Annotated in this window: 15 protein-coding genes; 10 read left to right on the top strand and 5 right to left on the bottom strand. The window is 59.5% G+C overall.

Translation table 11 applies throughout. From position 1 onward, the window contains the following. Positions 1-51 precede the first annotated feature (51 nt). A complete protein-coding gene (locus FHW77_RS17380) occupies positions 52-963 on the top strand; it encodes a 2-dehydro-3-deoxygalactonokinase (RefSeq protein ID WP_044459756.1) in 912 nt (303 codons plus the stop codon). Between the two features lie 55 nt (positions 964-1,018). Further along, the gene (locus FHW77_RS17375) at positions 1,019-1,645 is read left to right on the top strand and encodes a GDSL-type esterase/lipase family protein (RefSeq protein WP_044459755.1); all 627 of its coding nucleotides are present in this window, start codon (positions 1,019-1,021) and stop codon (positions 1,643-1,645) included. A gap of 30 nt (positions 1,646-1,675) precedes the next feature. On the opposite strand, the gene FHW77_RS17370 is transcribed toward FHW77_RS17375, so the two are convergent. Beyond that, a complete protein-coding gene (locus tag FHW77_RS17370; RefSeq protein WP_037090986.1) occupies positions 1,676-3,010 on the bottom strand; it encodes an aspartate aminotransferase family protein in 1,335 nt (444 codons plus the stop codon). A gap of 103 nt (positions 3,011-3,113) precedes the next feature. Here FHW77_RS17370 and FHW77_RS17365 point away from each other — a divergent pair, with 103 nt between their 5' ends. From FHW77_RS17365 to FHW77_RS17355, 3 genes are all read left to right on the top strand, one after another. Further along, positions 3,114-3,962 (top strand): LysR family transcriptional regulator, encoded by an 849-nt coding sequence (locus FHW77_RS17365; protein ID WP_044459754.1) that lies wholly within the window; start codon positions 3,114-3,116, stop codon positions 3,960-3,962. Between the two features lie 454 nt (positions 3,963-4,416). Further along, positions 4,417-6,012: an EAL domain-containing protein gene (locus FHW77_RS17360; protein ID WP_182590609.1), complete on the top strand. Its 1,596-nt coding sequence runs from the start codon at positions 4,417-4,419 to the stop codon at positions 6,010-6,012. Between the two features lie 349 nt (positions 6,013-6,361). Further along, positions 6,362-6,676: a hypothetical protein gene (locus FHW77_RS17355; RefSeq protein ID WP_044459752.1), complete on the top strand. Its 315-nt coding sequence runs from the start codon at positions 6,362-6,364 to the stop codon at positions 6,674-6,676. 162 nt (positions 6,677-6,838) lie between these two features. On the opposite strand, the gene FHW77_RS17350 is transcribed toward FHW77_RS17355, so the two are convergent. From FHW77_RS17350 to FHW77_RS17335, 4 genes are all read right to left on the bottom strand, one after another. Beyond that, complete coding sequence (locus tag FHW77_RS17350; protein WP_044459751.1) at positions 6,839-8,620, bottom strand: thiamine pyrophosphate-binding protein; 1,782 nt, start codon at positions 8,618-8,620, stop codon at positions 6,839-6,841. Positions 8,621-8,801: 181 nt separating this feature from the next. Beyond that, a complete protein-coding gene (locus tag FHW77_RS17345; protein ID WP_182590608.1) occupies positions 8,802-9,659 on the bottom strand; it encodes an SDR family oxidoreductase in 858 nt (285 codons plus the stop codon). 78 nt (positions 9,660-9,737) lie between these two features. After that, a complete protein-coding gene (locus tag FHW77_RS17340) occupies positions 9,738-9,917 on the bottom strand; it encodes a hypothetical protein (RefSeq protein WP_006698694.1) in 180 nt (59 codons plus the stop codon). A 112-nt stretch (positions 9,918-10,029) separates the two neighbouring features. Continuing rightward, entirely contained in the window at positions 10,030-11,649 is a 1,620-nt protein-coding gene (locus FHW77_RS17335; protein WP_044459749.1) for an FAD-dependent oxidoreductase, read from the bottom strand. 646 nt (positions 11,650-12,295) lie between these two features. Here FHW77_RS17335 and FHW77_RS17330 point away from each other — a divergent pair. The 5 genes from FHW77_RS17330 to hutC all read left to right on the top strand — a co-directional run bounded on the left by FHW77_RS17330 (position 12,296) and on the right by hutC (position 16,540). Continuing rightward, positions 12,296-13,408 carry an ABC transporter ATP-binding protein gene (locus tag FHW77_RS17330; RefSeq protein WP_044459747.1) on the top strand — a complete coding sequence of 371 codons (1,113 nt, stop codon included), beginning with the start codon at positions 12,296-12,298 and terminating at the stop codon, positions 13,406-13,408. Then, entirely contained in the window at positions 13,405-14,055 is a 651-nt protein-coding gene (locus tag FHW77_RS17325; RefSeq protein ID WP_006698697.1) for an ABC transporter permease, read from the top strand. The genes FHW77_RS17330 and FHW77_RS17325 overlap by 4 nt, the downstream gene beginning before the upstream one ends. Further along, complete coding sequence (locus FHW77_RS17320; protein WP_004438136.1) at positions 14,052-14,723, top strand: ABC transporter permease; 672 nt, start codon at positions 14,052-14,054, stop codon at positions 14,721-14,723. Before FHW77_RS17325 ends, FHW77_RS17320 begins: the two co-directional genes overlap by 4 nt. Positions 14,724-14,784: 61 nt before the next feature. Then, on the top strand, positions 14,785-15,699 hold the full coding sequence (locus FHW77_RS17315; RefSeq protein ID WP_182590607.1) for an ABC transporter substrate-binding protein: 915 nt from the start codon (positions 14,785-14,787) through the stop codon (positions 15,697-15,699). A 100-nt stretch (positions 15,700-15,799) separates the two neighbouring features. Next, positions 15,800-16,540: a histidine utilization transcriptional repressor HutC gene (gene hutC / locus FHW77_RS17310; protein ID WP_034498429.1), complete on the top strand. Its 741-nt coding sequence runs from the start codon at positions 15,800-15,802 to the stop codon at positions 16,538-16,540. The last annotated feature ends 33 nt before the right edge of the window (positions 16,541-16,573 follow it).

The following is a 16,573-nucleotide window of genomic DNA, read 5'->3' as shown; positions in this document are numbered from 1 at the left end:
TTGAGCCCTATGACAAGCCCCCAGATGAAATGAACGAGGAGGTTCAGGGAAATGGCAGCACGGGCGACATCGATCATCGTCGATTGGGGAACGACATCATTGCGAGCGGCGCTTGTCGGTAACGACGGGGCGGAACTTGAACATCTGGAAACCGCCGACGGCATTTCGAGCCTTGCCGAAGGGCAACATGAGCCTGCCCTCATGAACGCACTCGCCCCCTGGTTTTCAAAACACGGCGCTCTGCCCGTGGCCGCGCTCGGCATGATCACCAGCCGCAACGGCTGGGTCGAGGTGGCCTATGTGCCCTGCCCGGCGGGACCGGCGGAACTTGCCGCCGGCACGGTGCGCAGGACGTTGCCCAATGGGTCCGACCTTGTATTCCTGCCAGGCCTGAACGACCCCGGCCGCCAGCCGTTTCCGGATGTCATGCGCGGCGAGGAAACCCAGATCGTCGGCCACGGCCTTACAGAAGACGCCACCCTCATCATCCCCGGAACCCACAGCAAATGGGCACGGGTGAAGACAGGGCGGATCGATGGTTTCCAGACATTCGTGACCGGTGAAATCTTCAACCTACTCATCAATCACTCCTTCATCGCGCGCGGTTCCGCACAGCCGCCGGTCGACGATCCGGAGGCATACCTGTGGGGTTTGAAAGAGGCCAAAAAATCCGCAGCCATGCTGTCGCTGTTGTTTTCCGCACGCACAGGCGGGCTCGCCGGCAAACTGTCGGCACAGCGGCTGCGGTCTTATGTCCGTGGGCTGGTCATCGGACAGGAATTTCGGCAGGCCCGCGATGCGGGATGGTACGCAGAGGGAGACGATGCGGCGATTGTGGGCAATGATGGGCTCAACGATCTCTATCTTATTGCCGCTGGCGAATTCGGCCTCAGAATATCAATGGGCGATGACGACGCGTTGACGAAGGGAGCCCTGGCGGTTCTGCAGAAGACGCTTTCCTGAATGGAAACGCCGGCTGGACACCTAGTGTCCGGCCTTCACAATACCAGGGACCAACATGTACGATTACCCGGCCAGCATCGGCACCAGCCGTCACGAAAACGATATCCTCACCATCCTGACGCGCCTTCAGCGACTCGGGCTGCCGGAGGACCCGATTGCCTTTTATGGCTCCTCATCTTTCCGGATATGGAACTCCATCGCCGAAGATCTGGGCACGCTCGACATCGTCAATCTCGGCTTTGGCGGCGGCACCTGCCTCTCGGCCGTTCACTACATGGAAAAACTCCTGCTGCCGCTGAGACCCCGGAGAGTGGCGCTCTATTTCGGCGAGAACGACATAGCCAGCGATGGCTTAAAGGCGGCCACGGCGCTGCAACATCTGCAGGCGCTCAGGCATTGCATCCTGCAGGCGCTGCCGCAGACGCAGGTTTTTGTTCTGGCCATCAAGCACAGCCCCGCGCGCTGGATTTATCGTGGCGAATTCGACCTTTTCAACCGCATAGCGCAGGACTGGTGCGAAAACTCCAACGACGCCGTCTGGCTGGACCCGAATGCCGGCCTTATGGGGGAAAACGGCCTGCCGATGTTCCGTTATTATCTTCCCGACCTGGTTCACCTTAACACCGCAGGTTACGCGGTCTGGGCGGAAGCACTTCGGAAGACGCCGGCGCTTCTCGCCTGATTTTCAGGAAACAAGCCCGGCATCGACATGCTACCGCGTCGCCTGGGCGGATTCGATTGAGTCCGCCAGTATTTCCAGCCCGAGGTCGATCTCGGCATCGGATACGGTGAGCGCCGGCGCAATGCGGAAAACACCGCCCATGCCGGGCAGTTTGACGATGTTCATGCTGAGCCCTCGCAGCATCGCCTCCTGCATGATGCGGGCGCCGAGCTCGAAACCGGGCGCTTTCGTATGCCTGTCAGCCACGACCTCAAGCCCCAGCAGAAGCCCGCGGCCGCGCACGTCGCCGACACATTCGAACCGCTGTTGAAGTGACAGAAGGCCTTCCTTCAGGCGGTTGCCACGGGCGATTGCCTGCTCGACAAGGCCATCGCGGGCCACCACGTCGAGAACCGTAACGCCGACAGCCGCAGGCAACGGATCCGACACGTGGGTCGTATAGAAGAGAAAACCTCTCTCAAAGGCTTTCTGCTCCACCTCCTCGCTGGTCATTACCGCGGCGAGCGGGAGGCCGGCCCCCAGCGTTTTTGACAGCGTCATGATGTCGGGTGTAACGCCATCCCGCTGAAAGGCGAACATGTGCCCGGTCCTTCCGACCCCGGTCTGGGCTTCATCGAGGATGAGCAGCATGCCGCGCTCGACGCACTTCTTCTTGAGCGCAGCAAGATAGCCGACGGGCAATTCGAGGATGCCACCGCTCGACAGAATTGGTTCGGCAATGAAGGCGGCAAGATTGCCGGTGGACTGGCGGTCTATCAGTTCGAAGGCGTCATCAAGCTCCGCCTTCCAGTCATTCGATCCATCAGGATTCCTGAATCGCGGACGATAGGCATTCGGTGCCGGGATGACGAGCGAGCCAGCCGTTGCAGGGCCATAGCCCCTGCGGCCGGCGCTATAGGTCGCGGAAGCCGCTGCGCCGGTCATGCCGTGCCAGCTCTGGGCGAAAGCGACGATCTCGTGACCACCGGTGACGAGCTTCGCCATACGGATGGCCGCCTCGTTGGATTCGGCGCCCGTGGTCAGCAATTGTACCCGGTCGAGACCGGGCGCGAGGGCTGCCAGCCTCGCCGCGAGTTCGACCACGGGACGGGACAACATCCCGGAAAAAAGATGCGCAACCGACGCCATCTGCCGGTTGACGGTGGCGACGATGTCGGGATGGGTGTGCCCGAGCAGGGCGCTCATCTGGCCGGAGGTGAAATCGAGGATGGCACGGTCATCCGCATCATAAACGAAACTCCCCTCGGCCCGCTCAACAATGATCTCCTCGAAGGCAGGCCCATAACGGGTGAGATGTCTGTTGGCCGCCGCCCAGAAGGCCGGCTCCTCATTCAACGATGTGAAGTTCTTCGAAAGATCGTCCATGCCGAGGTTCCCTGTGTCTGATTTTGCCGGACGATAACAGGCTCTTGCACCGGCAGTCCAATTGATAGTATTTCAAGCGGATATAGATAATTTTGATATCGCCATGCTTGATCTCACCCTTCTGAAGAACTTTGTCACCGTTGCCCGCGCAGGCTCCATCAGCACCGCAGCGACGCAGGTGGGGCGCACGCAATCGGCGCTCAGCACACAGATGCAGCGGCTGGAAGAACAGGTGGGGCAACCGTTGCTGCAACGAACCGGTGCGGGCGTACGGGTGACGGCGGCGGGCGAAAAACTGCTGGCCCATGCCAGCACCCTGCTTGCCCGTCATGACGAAATCCTCGCCGACATGAACGGCGCCACGGTCCAGGGCACGGTTAGCCTCGGATGTCCCGAAGATTATTCCATCGCCTTTCTTCCCGAATTGCTCAGGGGCTTCTGCGCCACCTATCCGGAAGTGGATTTGCGTATGGTCTGCGCGCCGACGATAGAGCTGCGCCCTCTCCTTCAGCGCCGTCAGATCGACATGGCGCTGGTTTCGCGCTCGGAACCGGATCACTCCGAGGTTCTTCGAAGGGAAAGCTTCGTCTGGGTGGCGGACAGGCCGGACACGGAACTTCTTGCCAAGGATGTGCTGCCGCTCGCTCTTTCGGCACCGGCGACGCTGGATCATCGCGCGGCGTGCAACGCCATGGAAACAGCCAATCGCCGCTACAGGATCGCCTTTGCCAGCAACAGCCTAGCGGGCCTCATCGCAATTGCGCGATCCGGCCATGCCATCAGCGTGCTCACGAGAACCGCTGTTCCACCGGATCTGCATGTCGTTAAAAGCTGGCTGCCTCCGCTGCCGACAATCGGCATAGCAATCGAATGCTCCGGCCCGCAGAGCTCCCCTGCAGCCAGGGCCTTGGGTGACCACATCCGTGCCGTTCTTCCAAGGTTGACCCCTTGAAACATTCCACCCAAGGCCACCGCATTCGCGCGGCTTTTGGATTAACGCAATGCAGTTTTGCCCCAGAACCAAAAGAGGCCCGTTGTTCTTTTCAAACAACGAGCCTCTATCGTGCCGCTTGGCGGAGCGACCGGAGACAAATTCGCCTCCTGCACATGAACCTCAGATGAACAGCGACCCTTAACAAAGCCCGAGAAACCACCCGTAAGAATCCGGCGTAACGGCAGGCCGGATCGTTGAGATAATTCCGACAGAGCTTGGAAATTGCGTCGAGGGATCAGATCGGATCAAGACCCGCTCAACGAAAACGTGTATCCAGCGATGAGGGCAGCCATTTGGTCAAACCTTCGGACGCCCCTTCCGGGTGCACGTCGGCAGGCGACCATCTGCGGCAGGAATATCTCATGGGGTTGATGGCTATGGGGCCAGCATTGGACATGCCGAGGGACCGGTGATGGAAACAAGACGAAACCGCGTCATCACGACTGGAATAATTCTGGGGCTTCTCGGCGCGATGATACCGATCGCCACCATGGCCTACGCATCATGGATCATCGCGGTCAGGAAGGATCAGGACATTTTGAAGACGCTTGCCGATCAGGCTATTCAACGGGCGTCGGACACGTTCAGGGACGCAGAGAATGCGCTCGATGAGGTGGAGGCTGCCCGCTTGCCTTCCTGTTCCAACGACCACATAGAACTGATGCGCAGACTGACGATAAATGCACCCTCAGTGGAAGAAATCGGATATTTCGAAAACGGCGTCCTGAAATGCACCTCCTGGGGAGCCACCCAGGAAACGATACGCCAATCGCCGATCGATTTTACGACCGGGCAGGGATTAGAGGTGGCTATTCGCGTGGAACCAAGCGCCAGTCGCGGCACACGGATGATCGCCCTTCACCACGGGGCGCACGGCGCACTTGTCAAACCCTCGCGTTTTGTCGACATCCTCATGGATGACCGCATGTCCCTGGCTCTTACGAACGACCGGGGCATTTTGATAAATGAACTGAATGCACCTGACCGCGCCCTGGTGCCGGCACCGCTCGGCAAGCCCGAAAAGGGCATGACGGAAGACACCATCTATGCTGTCAGCCGCCGTGACGATCTGGTGGCGATTGCGATGGAGCCACGTTCCAACGTCGCAGAGCAGGTGCGGCGTGAACGGATCTTGTTTCTTCCCGCCGGGGCAATTGTCGCGGCCTTAGTGGTCGGCATCGTGGCATGGTTGTCGAAGAGGCGCCTGTCGCCACTCGCGGAGCTCGAGATCGCCGTTCGCAAACGGGAATTCATCGTTCATTACCAGCCGATCGTGGAATTGAAGACGGGCATCTGCGTGGGGGCGGAAGCACTGGTGCGATGGAGGCGGCCGGACGGTACGCTTGTCCGCCCCGACCTGTTTATCCCCCTGGCGGAAGAAAGCGGCCTGATCATGCCGATCACCGATCAGGTCATCGACGCCGTCATCGCCGATCTTCGCAAGGTGCTTGTCGAGGACCGAACCCTGCACATCGCCATTAATCTCTGCGCGGACGATATCAAGTCTGGCCGTGTTCTCGCGGTCATCGCCAGCAAGCTTCAGCATACAGACATCCGGCCTGAGCAGATCTGGCTTGAGGCCACCGAGCGTGGCTTCATCGACATCAACGCGGCAAAGGTCACCCTTGCCGAGGCGCGCCAGCGCGGCCATTCGGTGGCGATCGACGATTTCGGAACCGGCTACTCCAGCCTTCAATATTTGCAGGGCCTTCCCCTGGACGCGTTGAAGATAGACAAATCCTTTGTCGACACGGTGGGCAAAGATACCGCAACGAGTTCGGTCACATCACACATCATCGGCATGGCGAAAGCGCTGGGCCTGTTCACCGTGGCAGAAGGTATCGAGGCGGAAGACCAGCGGGACTATCTGGAAGGTCAGGGTGTGGACTTCGGTCAAGGATGGCTGTTTGCGAAAGCGCTTCCCGCCAGCGAATTCCTTGCCTACCACCGTCACACGAAGCAGAAATACGGCGCCTCTCCCGAAATCATCAAGGCGGCGGGCAAATAGGACATGGTCGTGTGCGAGGTCGAATCCCGGGCTGACAGGCAACACAGGTTGAAACTGCGATATCTCAAAAAGAGACCTCCCCAAAAGCATCTTGGAGGAGGCCAGTTGGGGAGGTCGTCCACGGTGACCAAGCCAGGGGCAGTTTCGGAGCGCTTGGCCACACAGCCCATCGGACGGGCCGCTTTCGAACCGGGCACTGCGGCAATTGTTCCCTGACAGGCGTTTTTTGACTTCATGCGCATCCCAGGGGCAGCAATTGATACCCCTGAGAGAAAAGCGCGAACCTCAGCCGGCGGGAACATCATCTGGCGAGGCGAGTTAGGGGCGGTTCAACAACAGGAGAAACGCGATGCCCCGCGGCGACAAATCGTCCTACACGGACAAGCAGAAGCGCAAGGCCGAACATATCGAAGAAGGATATGAGGATCGTGGCGTACCCGAAAAAGAGGCCGAACGCAGGGCCTGGGCCACGGTGAACAAGGAGAGCGGCAGTGGCAAGAAATCCGGCGCCGGGCGCGGACACGCGGAAAACCACGCGCCATCGAAAATGGGTGGCCGCAAGGGCGGCGAGGCCACGGCTGCGAGACCCAAGGCCGAACGGTCCGCCTCCGCCAAGAAGGCTGCGGCCACCCGCAAGCGCAATGAACAGCATGCACAGCATTGAACCGTAAACCGATCGTGTGTTCGCCAACCAGAGGCGCTGATGACGTCCATGACGTCATGACATCCGATGCGTGCAACATGAATGCCGGGGAAACCGTTCAGGAGGCTTGCGTGGCTGAACAATCAGCCAAGGGCGGTCACCTGCCTTCCCAACCGGCACCGATCAGTCCCGGTCGGTTTCAGCGTTCTCTCCGCCCCGCATCATCGTCAGCAGCGGTTCGCGCGCGATGTTTTCTTCGATCCGCTGATGGCCAGAGGTTTCCGGTAGAGCCTTCTTGAAGTTTGCTGCGTAATCCTTCGGCATTTTCGGTGGCATCATCGGTTCGTATCTATCGACATTGGCCTGGATAATGACCGGTCCCTCCACTGCGAATGCCTCGTCAAGAACCCGCTCGATCTCATCAAATGTGGAGATCGTGAAACCTCTTCCCCCCATTGCATCTGCCGCCGCGGCAAAGTCGATCGGCGCGAGTTCGCAGCCGAATTGCGGGTGGCCGAGGAACATCATCTGCTCCCAGGCGATCTGGTTCAACATTCCATTGCATATGACCAGGATCCTGAGCGGCAGGCGATGCCGCACGGCGGTGGAAAATTCGCCCAGTTGCATTGCAAGGCCGCCGTCGCCCACAACCGCATGCACATGTCGGCCGGGACACGCCAGTCCTGCGGCAATGGCATAGGGCAAACCGGAGGCCATCGAGGCGAGTGCACCCGAAACGGAAAAGGCGTTTGTGGTCCTAAGATCGATGTGGCGCGCCGCCAACTCGGTATTCTGGCCTGAGTCGGTCACGAGCATTGCGTCCGAACCCATGCGTCGCCCGAAGGCATGAGCCACCGGCTGCGGCTTCAATGGGTGGGAGCGCTCCGAGGTCAGAAGCGCCATCTGATCACGCCACCCGCGCATCTGGTCCTGTGCGACTTCAAGAAAAGACCGGTCGCCTTTTTTGTCCAGCATGGCGTTCAGGCGGCGCAATATGTCGCGCGCATCGCCCACAAGGCCACACTGTACGGGATGACGAAGCCCAATGCGTTGCGGGTCGAGATCGATCTGGACTGCCTTGACTGCCCGGGGATCAGGGTAAAATTCGATATAGGGAAAAGTCGATCCGACAATCAGCAACGTGTCGCAGTTTTTCATGATTTCCTGGGATGGTGCAGTGCCCAGGATACCGATACCGCCGGTGGTGTATGGGTCGTCATCATCCAAGGCCGCCTTGCCGAGAAGCGCCTTCGCCACCGGTGCGCCCAGCAGTTCCGCGCTTTGCTTCAGCTGGTCGCGCGCTTCGATAGCACCGCGCCCGGCCAGGATAGCCACCCTTTTTCCGTCGTTGAGCAAGCCGGCGGCCTCTCGGACAAGATTGTCAGCGGGTTCGTGGCGGTAAGAGAACCATTCATTCGGAACGTGCCTCGGCAGGTTTCGCCGGGATCGGCCTTCCTCTTCTGCCGGCTTTTCCTGCGTGTCGTTGGCGACCGAAAGATGCGCCACACCGCGGCGGGCGAGAGCGGTCCGGCAGGCAAGGCTGGCGACATTTTCCATATGTGCCGCGTCGCTGACAACAGTATTGTAGACGCTGACGTCTTCAAAGATCCGTGTCAGGTCAACATCCTGCTGGGTAAAGGTTTCGACTAGGTCATGATATTGCATCCCGGTGATCGCAAGGACAGGAACCTGATCGAGTTTGGCATCATAGAGGCCTGTCAGCAGATTGGTGCCGCCGGGTCCCGAGGTCGCGAGACAGACCCCCAGCTTTCCCGTCCATTTGGCGTAGGCCGTCGCCATGAAGGCCGCAGACTGCTCATGCCGGGTCTGGATAAACCTTACGGCGTCCTGACGCTTGCGCAGTGCTTCCATCACGCCATTGATACCATCGCCCGGAAGACCGAAGACGGTATCGACGTTCCATTCGATCAATGTCTCCACCAGAATATCGGCTGCTGTGGTCATTGTCCGTTCCTCGCTCCTGTCGCACCCCGCCGATTGCCGTCGGGATGCTCATTTTCCAAGAGAGTCGTATTCGGCTCCACGATACGACGCTGTCGGGGTCATCGCCGCGGCCGAAGCGAGCCCCAAGGCAGCAAACCCGTCACCCAGGCACGCGCCCCTCCACACGGCTTGCCCACCGGGTTCAGATGATCGGCTTGCCGCCGGTCGCGGCTATGGTTGCGCCGGACACATAGCTCGAAAGAGGATCAGCCAGCATGACATAGGTTGTCGCCAATTCGGCTGGCTGTCCTGGGCGCTTCATCGGCACCTGCTTGCCAAACTCGGCTACTTTTTCCGCGGGCATGGTGGACGGTATGAGGGGTGTCCAGATCGGACCGGGCGCGACCGCATTCGCCCGGATGCCTTTTTCCGCCAGCAGCTGCGCCAGGCCAGCCGTAAAATTCTGGATCGCGCCCTTCGTGGTCGCATAAGCAAGGAGAGTCGGATTGGGACTGTCGGAATTGACGGAGGCGGTGTTAATGATTGCCGCCCCGGCCTTCATATGTGGAACGGCTGCCTTCGTCAGGTAGAACATTGCGTGGATATTGACGGCAAAAGTCATCTCCCACTCGTCGTCACTGATGTCTTCTATTTCGGTGAAGGTGTTCTGATGGGCCGCGTTGTTGACGAGGATGTCGATGCCGCCCAGTTCCGTACGGGCCTTCTCGACAATCTGGCGGCAATGGGAGGATGACTGGATGTCGCCCGCCACCAGAACCGCCCTGCGTCCGGCTTCCTCTACCAGACGCTTCGTTTCTTCAGCGTCATCGTGTTCGTCGAGATACGCTATCAATATATCGGCGCCCTCGCGCGCATAAGCGATGGCGACTGCCCGCCCGATACCGCTATCGCCACCGGTAATGATCGCCTTTTTTCCCTCCAGTCGGCCAGACCCTACATAGGTCTTTTCACCGTGATCAGGAACAGGTGACATCTCATTGGTACGGCCTGGGATTTTCTGTTGCTGTTCTGGAAAAGGGGGCTGCGGGTAACCGGTCATGGAGCTTTCCTGTCTTTCACAAAATAAACAAAGAAATCCCCGCGGCGCGCGCGGGGATCTTTCGGCTATCGGTAGTCACTAGGAGTTTTTATGGCTCTGCTGGCCGGCCTTTACATGCTGCTCATGCGTGCCGCCGCGGGTTTTGCCGTTGTCACCGCTGCCGGAGGCCGATGCAGACTGCGAACGCTTATCGCTGCCTTTATGGCTCTGCTGGCCTGCTTTCACGTGCTGTTCGTGCGTACCACCCTGATTTGCCATGGTATGTCTCCTTATGTTGGTGATTTATCACTCGCGCGCCTCATGGCCCGCACCAGTCGAACTGCGCGGCTCGAAAGGAGTTCCGAGATTTAACATTTCGTGAGGACGTATTTCACGGACCGGCGTGGAACGCTGGCTCGTGGCCCTTGAGCCTTTGGCCCAGATGGTCGGCAAGCCGCATGGCAAGCGCCACGGCCGGCAAGGTGGGATTGGCGTGCCCGCCCGTCGGGAACACGCAGCTCCCGGCGACATAGAGATTGGCGATACCGTGGACCTTGCAGTCAATATCGACCACGCCCGCATCGGCTGTCGCGGCCATCCGGGTCAAGCCGATCTGATGGAACCCGTCATAGGCCTGAACACGAAGAGCCTGCCGCCGCTCCGAAGAGGGGTGTAGAAAGTCGAGCTTCCCTACCCCATTTTCCCGCAGCCACTGATCCAGAAAAGCATGGGATTTTTCGATCGACTCCAGATCTTCCTCGCTGACCCGATAGTCTATCGCAACAGCGGCGTGCCGATCCTCCACGCCGGCGGGAGCCGGCAGAACCGTGCTGGCGTGATCAGGTATCTGCTCTGCGTGATAACGCAGGAGATAGCGCCGTGCCGGATTCACGAGCGGTTTATTGCGATCGCGGCGGCGGAGGAGCTGGCCGACTGTGGCCTGCAGATCGCGAAAAGCCGACAATGTAGGGACCAGATTCCGGAAATGCTCGCGATAACGAACGCCTGTGCTCAGGCGGGACCCTGCGGCCTTGCCCTTGGCCAGCAGACCATAAAGTCCGGTTAATTGCAGGGCGAGAAAGAGGGCGGAAAGACCGGCAGAATGGTGAATCGCGTTCGATATGGAGATGGTATCAAGCCAGAAGACGGAATTGAGCAGACCCAGACGCTGCTGGACATCCCCGGAAAGCTGGAACCTTCGACGGAAAATTCCGCCGGAAGGCGCTCTTTGAAAAGACAGCTGTTCCACCGTGGCGTCATTCTCAAGCTCGATCACGGCAATATAACCGGTGAGATGGCCTTGATAATAATGCCCGAGCGTCGGAGAAATACGCTCGGGCTGTTTCTTGCGTAGTTCGTGAAGCAAGCGGACATTGCCCACGCCGCCGCAGGCCAGCACAAGCGTCGTTACCGGAACACGCATGTCGCCATGCCCGTTGCTGAGCCGGACATCCGTAACCGCCCCCGTGGCGTCGACATCGATTGTCGTTGCGGATGTATCCGAAAGAAAATGTATCAAACGGGATTTTTCAATTCGCTCCCGGCATGTCACGCCAAGGTCCGGCTGGCTGCTCCACCACTCGATAGAGTCAAGATGGACATCTCCCGCCGGTGAAGCACCGACGCCCGGCGACAGAGCCGAAGCCCTGACATTCAGAAAGTGCAGGGCATCGGCATAATAGCGGCTTATACTCTCATGACCGATCGGCCACCCGGAATTGGGAACATGCGCACGCTCGAGAAAGTCAATGTCATCGAACGGCACGCAACGCCCGCCCCACAGTGACGTGGTCCCGCCAAGCCCTCCTGCCGTTGAAGAAGCCAGAGGCGCATGGTGGTGGTTTGTAATGCTGGCAAGCCGTCCATCATGACCATTTCGGCCCGCCTCCACCAGCAGAACACTTACGCCCTGTCTTTCGAGGGCAAAGGCAAGCGCGAGCCCGACCGGCCCCGCCCCAATAACGCAAACCTGAAACGATATCGAAGACGCGCCCGGATTGTATTCGACCATCACCCCTCGCTTCCACGGATCATTTCCACACTAACGGAAGGTGGGGGGTGCCTTGCAACGCCAAGTTTTCACCGTTCACTTCGCGCCACTCGCCCCCCCGGGCGGGAGCGCCGTACAGGCTAGCCAGAGAGCTCGCGGGACGCAAACCCGAGTGCGAGAGAAGAGCTAATGCGGCAGCGGCTTCGGAACCATGCAGATGAAGAGCAATTTCAAAGCCGCGCCGTTCCAGCCAACGGGCCACGACCCGGGCGCGAGCTTCCAGCGGCTTATCTACGGGAACGGTGCGAGCGGCATCATTCACCGGCAACACACATGTCTGCCGCTGAGTTTCCGAAACGAAGCCAGCGTTAACCGTCGCCCCGCGCTCAGCCCGCGCAGAATTTTTTCTCGACATCGTGATTGCTAACTGGGGCAGCCCCCTTTCCACCGACTTGGGCGAAAGACAGTGCGGGGCGATTTCTCTTTCAATTTCAAACGGTCACGTTCCCCACACCCCACGCAAATCGCCCAAAGAATTATCAAAATCGCGACACGCGAAATCTTTAGGCACACCCGCTTGCGAAATCGAAAGCTTCGTGATTGTATAGACAACTTGAGGGCAGCAATAGAGGGTGGTCAAAAACCCCGGCTACAGAGGATTGTGTGCGTGATAACGTTCGATCAGGTCAGCAAGCATTATCGTGGCGCGACAACGGCTGTAGACAGGTTGTCGCTCACCGCGCCGACAGGAAAATTGACCATTTTCGTTGGCCCCTCAGGCTGCGGCAAGACCACATCGCTGCGCATGATCAACCAGCTGATCACGCCTTCGTCCGGGTCGATCCTTCTTGACGGCGAACCCACGGACAAGATGGACGTAGCGCTGCTGCGGCGTCGGATAGGGTACGTCATCCAGAACGCTGGTCTCTTTCCCCATCGAACGGTGGTGCAGAATATCGCGACGACAGCGCGCCTGAACGGCACCCCCAAGCAGCAGGCGCTTCGCACCGCGCACGATCTGCTGGAGCGCGTAGGACTGTCGGCTGCCTTTGCCGATCGGTATCCGTGGCAGCTATCCGGTGGACAGCAACAGCGTGTTGGCGTTGCCCGGGCTTTGGCGTCGGATCCGAAATTCATGTTGATGGACGAGCCCTTCAGTGCGGTCGATCCGGTCGTTCGCGCACAGTTACAGGATGAATTCCTGCGTCTTCAGCGCGAAATCGGCAAAACCATCATCATGGTGACACATGATATCGACGAGGCACTGAAGCTTGGGGACCAGGTGGCGGTGCTGCGCACCGGCGGTACGCTGGCGCAAATTGCCACGCCACGGGAGTTGCTTGCGCGGCCGGCGGATGAATTCGTCGCAGACTTCATCGGCCGCGATCGCGGCTACCGGATCCTCGGTTTCGCCGAGTTCAAGGAAGGCATTTCTCTTGGTAAGGAGCCGACGGCGCCCCTCGGCACCAGTCGCGAGTCACTCCGTCAGATTGCCACAGACCGTTGGGTCCTGATAACCGACACCGCAAATCGTCCGCTCGGCTGGGTGGACGTTGAAAGCACCGGAAATACCGTGCGCGAAGGCGACCTTAATCTCAGCGGGACCCTTGCTGTCGAGGGAAGCAGCCTGCGCCACGTCCTCGACGCGGCGCTCAGTTCACCTTCAGGCCGGGGCGTGATTGTGAGGCCGTCCGGCGAACTCGTTGGCACTGTGACCTTGCCTGATGTTGTGGCCGCGATTGAGGCCGCGCGCAACGGCCGTCAGGGGACGAGGTCATGAGGTTCGACTGGTTATACCGCGAATCCGGCCGCATCGCCGAACTGTTCGCCTGGCACGTATGGCTTTCCGTCATCCCCGTTGTGATCGGACTCATCCTGGCGCTGCCCCTCGGATGGCTCGCGCAGCGGGCAGGTCTTTTTCGCTCTGCAATGCTCGGCGCAGCCGGGCTGCTTTACACCATTCCTTCGCTGGCGCTCTTCGTCCTTCTGCCGCTCGTGTTGGGTACACGCATCCTCGATCCTCTGAACGTCGTCGTCGCGCTGACGATCTATGCGCTGGCTCTTCTGGTGCGAACCGTCAGCGACGGACTGGAGTCGGTGTCGCCGGATGTTGTCCAGGCCGCAAATGCCATGGGGTATCGCCCCATGCACCGTCTGCTCTTCGTCGAACTTCCCCTCGCCGTTCCCGTGATTGCAGCGGGCCTGCGCGTAGCCGTGGTTTCGAATGTCAGCATCGTCTCGGTCGCGGCGCTCGTGGGGACACCCCAGCTCGGCCTGCTTTTCACACAGGGACTGCAACTGCGCTTTCTGACACCGATCATTGCAGGCATTATCCTGTGTATTGTTCTGGCGGTCCTTCTGGATGGCATTGTGCTTTTCATCGCACGTCGTCTCACACCGTGGCAAGCTGGAGGTGCTGAAAGATGATCGACTGGTTTTCAAACCCGGCACACTGGACCGGCAATGACGGTGTCTTCGCACTTATTGTGCAGCACCTGGTGTATAGTTCCATCGCCCTCTTTTTTGCGTGCCTGATCGGCCTGCCGGTCGGCCTCTATGTCGGACACACCGGCCGTGGCGTTTTCCTGATTGCCGGTCTCGCCAATGCCTTGCGTGCACTTCCGAGCCTTGGCCTGATCGTTCTGCTGGTAATCCTGTTCGGGCCCGTCTTTTCGTCAGACATGGCCTTTATTCTCCCCAGCATCGTCGTTCTGGTGCTTCTGGCGGTGCCGCCCATCATGAATGGCACATATGCCGGCGTGGCGGCGGTTGATCCGGCCGCGGTCGATGCGGCGCGCGGCATGGGCAAACGCCCGCTCGACATTCTCTTCGACGTGGAACTGCCATGCGCACTGCCGCTGATCTTTTCCGGTCTGCGCAGCGCGACATTGCAAATCATTTCAACCGCAACGATCGCCGCTTACGTTTCACTCGGCGGACTGGGCCGCTTGATCATCGATGGGCGGGCGCAAAACGACTATTATCAGATGGCAGCGGGCGCCGTGCTTGTTGGCGCTCTGGCGCTGGCCGTCGACCTGACGATAGGCATCATCTCGAAGCTGACGATCTCACCCGGACTGACGCGCCGCCATTAGGCGCGACATGCCCGAAAGACCGACGCATTTTCACCCAGTAAAAAACAAGAGGAGCAGCTGCATGGCATTCAGGATTTTAAAAGCCGCTGGCGCATTGGCCTTCATGGCGCTTTCGGCGACCACATCGTTTGGCCAGACCGACCCGCTGGGCGCGGCCCCGGCGGCGCGAACGGACACCTCGACCATCATCGTCGGCTCTGCCGACTTCCCCGAAAGCCAGCTTCTGGCGACCATCTACGCCAAGGCGCTTGCTGCAAAGGGCATCAAGGTGGAGACGAAACTCAGCATCGGCAGCCGTGAGGTCTACATCCCCGCCCTGCTCGACGGCTCGATCGATCTCCTGCCCGAATATGCGGGTGCGACGCTGAGCTATCTCGACAAAAACGCCACGGCGCACGCACCGGCGGACGTGGCGGATGCGCTCAAGGCCGCTCTGCCAAAGGGCGTGTCGATGCTGACGCCATCTGAAGCACAGGACTCGGACGGCGTCGCCGTGACACGCGCAACCGCCGAGAAATACAAGCTGAAGACAATTGCCGATCTGGCACCGGTCGCCTCAGAATTGGTGCTCGGCGGTCCGCCGGAATGGAAAACCCGTAAAGAAGGCATCATCGGCCTCAAGGACATTTACGGCCTGGAGTTCAAGTCCTTCAAGTCGCTCGATGTCGGCGGTCCCTTGACGCTGTCTGCGCTGGTGAACGATCAGGTGCAGGCGGCAAACCTTTTCTCGACGGATCCCGCCATTGCCGCCAATGATCTCATCATTCTTGAAGATGTGAAGAACCTCTTCCCGGCACAGAACATCGTCCCGGTTATCGCGACACCAAAGGTCAGCGATGTCGTGACAACGACGCTCAACGCCGTATCCGCAGCCTTGACCACCAAGGATCTCATCGTCATGAACGGTCGACTGGCCAATCATGACAGCTTCGACGTCGTCGCCGAAGAGTGGCTCACGGCTCACAAGTTGAAATGATCATCATTTGCGGGTATGGCCCACCCATACCCGCATACATGCATTTCCCTATGTCAGACGCCGAGATTTCGGGCTGTGACGACCAAGCGACTTGGAACCCATGCACACGGTAAAGAAACAGGTCGAAAATCGGCAGGATGAAGCGGCAATTTCCCCGCCGCTTTACGTCAAACTCAAGGACTACGTTCGCAGCCGCGTCGAAACGGGCGAATGGTCGATCGGCCAGCGTGTACCATCGGAGAATGAACTGGTGGACATGCTCGGTGTCAGCCGCATGACCGCCAACCGGGCGCTGCGCGAACTGGCGGACGAAGGATTTCTGGTCCGTGTCCGAGGCAAAGGCTCGTTCGTTGCAAGTAAAAAGCGAACGTCCCAATTCCAAAGTGTTCCCAATATTGCCGACGAGATCAACCAGAATGGCGGCATTCACACGGCAAAGATCGTTCTGCTTCGCATGGAGACATGCGATGCCGAACTCGCCGAAGCGCTTTCTGTCGATGTGGGCGCGACGGTTGCTCATTCGATTATCGTCCACGCGGAAGATTCCGTCCCGATGCAGATCGAAGATCGTTTCGTAAACCACGGGATCGTCCCGGATTACGTCAATCAGGACTTCAGCACCAGAACGCCGAACGGCTATCTCACCGCCGTGGCACCGATCATCAGGGCTGAACAACATATCGAGGCCGTTACAGCGCAGCCTTGGGAATGCAAGCTTTTGGCGATCTCCAAAGCAGAGCCCTGCCTTCTGGTGCGACGCCGGACATGGTCTGACGTTGGTGTCATCTCGTCGGTGCGCCTGCTCTATCCCGGAAGCCGCTACCGCCTGTACAGCACCTGATACACAGGCAGGCGTACAAACCGGATCAGTCAA

The organism is Agrobacterium sp. RC10-4-1, from assembly GCF_014138475.1.
Taxonomy (GTDB): domain Bacteria; phylum Pseudomonadota; class Alphaproteobacteria; order Rhizobiales; family Rhizobiaceae; genus Agrobacterium; species Agrobacterium pusense.
The sequence above is the reverse complement of the archived record's forward strand: the minus strand, read 5'-3'. Positions and strand labels throughout refer to the sequence as shown.

Coding starts and splice junctions, on each gene's coding strand:
- FHW77_RS17360 (WP_182590609.1), top strand. CDS start 4,417: ATGGAAACAAGACGAAACCGCGTCATCACGACTGGAATAATTCTGGGG.
- FHW77_RS17335 (WP_044459749.1), bottom strand. CDS start 11,649: ATGGTCGAATACAATCCGGGCGCGTCTTCGATATCGTTTCAGGTTTGC.
- FHW77_RS17365 (WP_044459754.1), top strand. CDS start 3,114: ATGCTTGATCTCACCCTTCTGAAGAACTTTGTCACCGTTGCCCGCGCA.
- FHW77_RS17380 (WP_044459756.1), top strand. CDS start 52: ATGGCAGCACGGGCGACATCGATCATCGTCGATTGGGGAACGACATCA.
- FHW77_RS17340 (WP_006698694.1), bottom strand. CDS start 9,917: ATGGCAAATCAGGGTGGTACGCACGAACAGCACGTGAAAGCAGGCCAG.
- FHW77_RS17370 (WP_037090986.1), bottom strand. CDS start 3,010: ATGGACGATCTTTCGAAGAACTTCACATCGTTGAATGAGGAGCCGGCC.
- FHW77_RS17355 (WP_044459752.1), top strand. CDS start 6,362: ATGCCCCGCGGCGACAAATCGTCCTACACGGACAAGCAGAAGCGCAAG.
- FHW77_RS17350 (WP_044459751.1), bottom strand. CDS start 8,620: ATGACCACAGCAGCCGATATTCTGGTGGAGACATTGATCGAATGGAAC.
- FHW77_RS17320 (WP_004438136.1), top strand. CDS start 14,052: ATGATCGACTGGTTTTCAAACCCGGCACACTGGACCGGCAATGACGGT.
- FHW77_RS17315 (WP_182590607.1), top strand. CDS start 14,785: ATGGCATTCAGGATTTTAAAAGCCGCTGGCGCATTGGCCTTCATGGCG.
- FHW77_RS17375 (WP_044459755.1), top strand. CDS start 1,019: ATGTACGATTACCCGGCCAGCATCGGCACCAGCCGTCACGAAAACGAT.
- FHW77_RS17345 (WP_182590608.1), bottom strand. CDS start 9,659: ATGACCGGTTACCCGCAGCCCCCTTTTCCAGAACAGCAACAGAAAATC.
- FHW77_RS17325 (WP_006698697.1), top strand. CDS start 13,405: ATGAGGTTCGACTGGTTATACCGCGAATCCGGCCGCATCGCCGAACTG.
- hutC (WP_034498429.1), top strand. CDS start 15,800: ATGCACACGGTAAAGAAACAGGTCGAAAATCGGCAGGATGAAGCGGCA.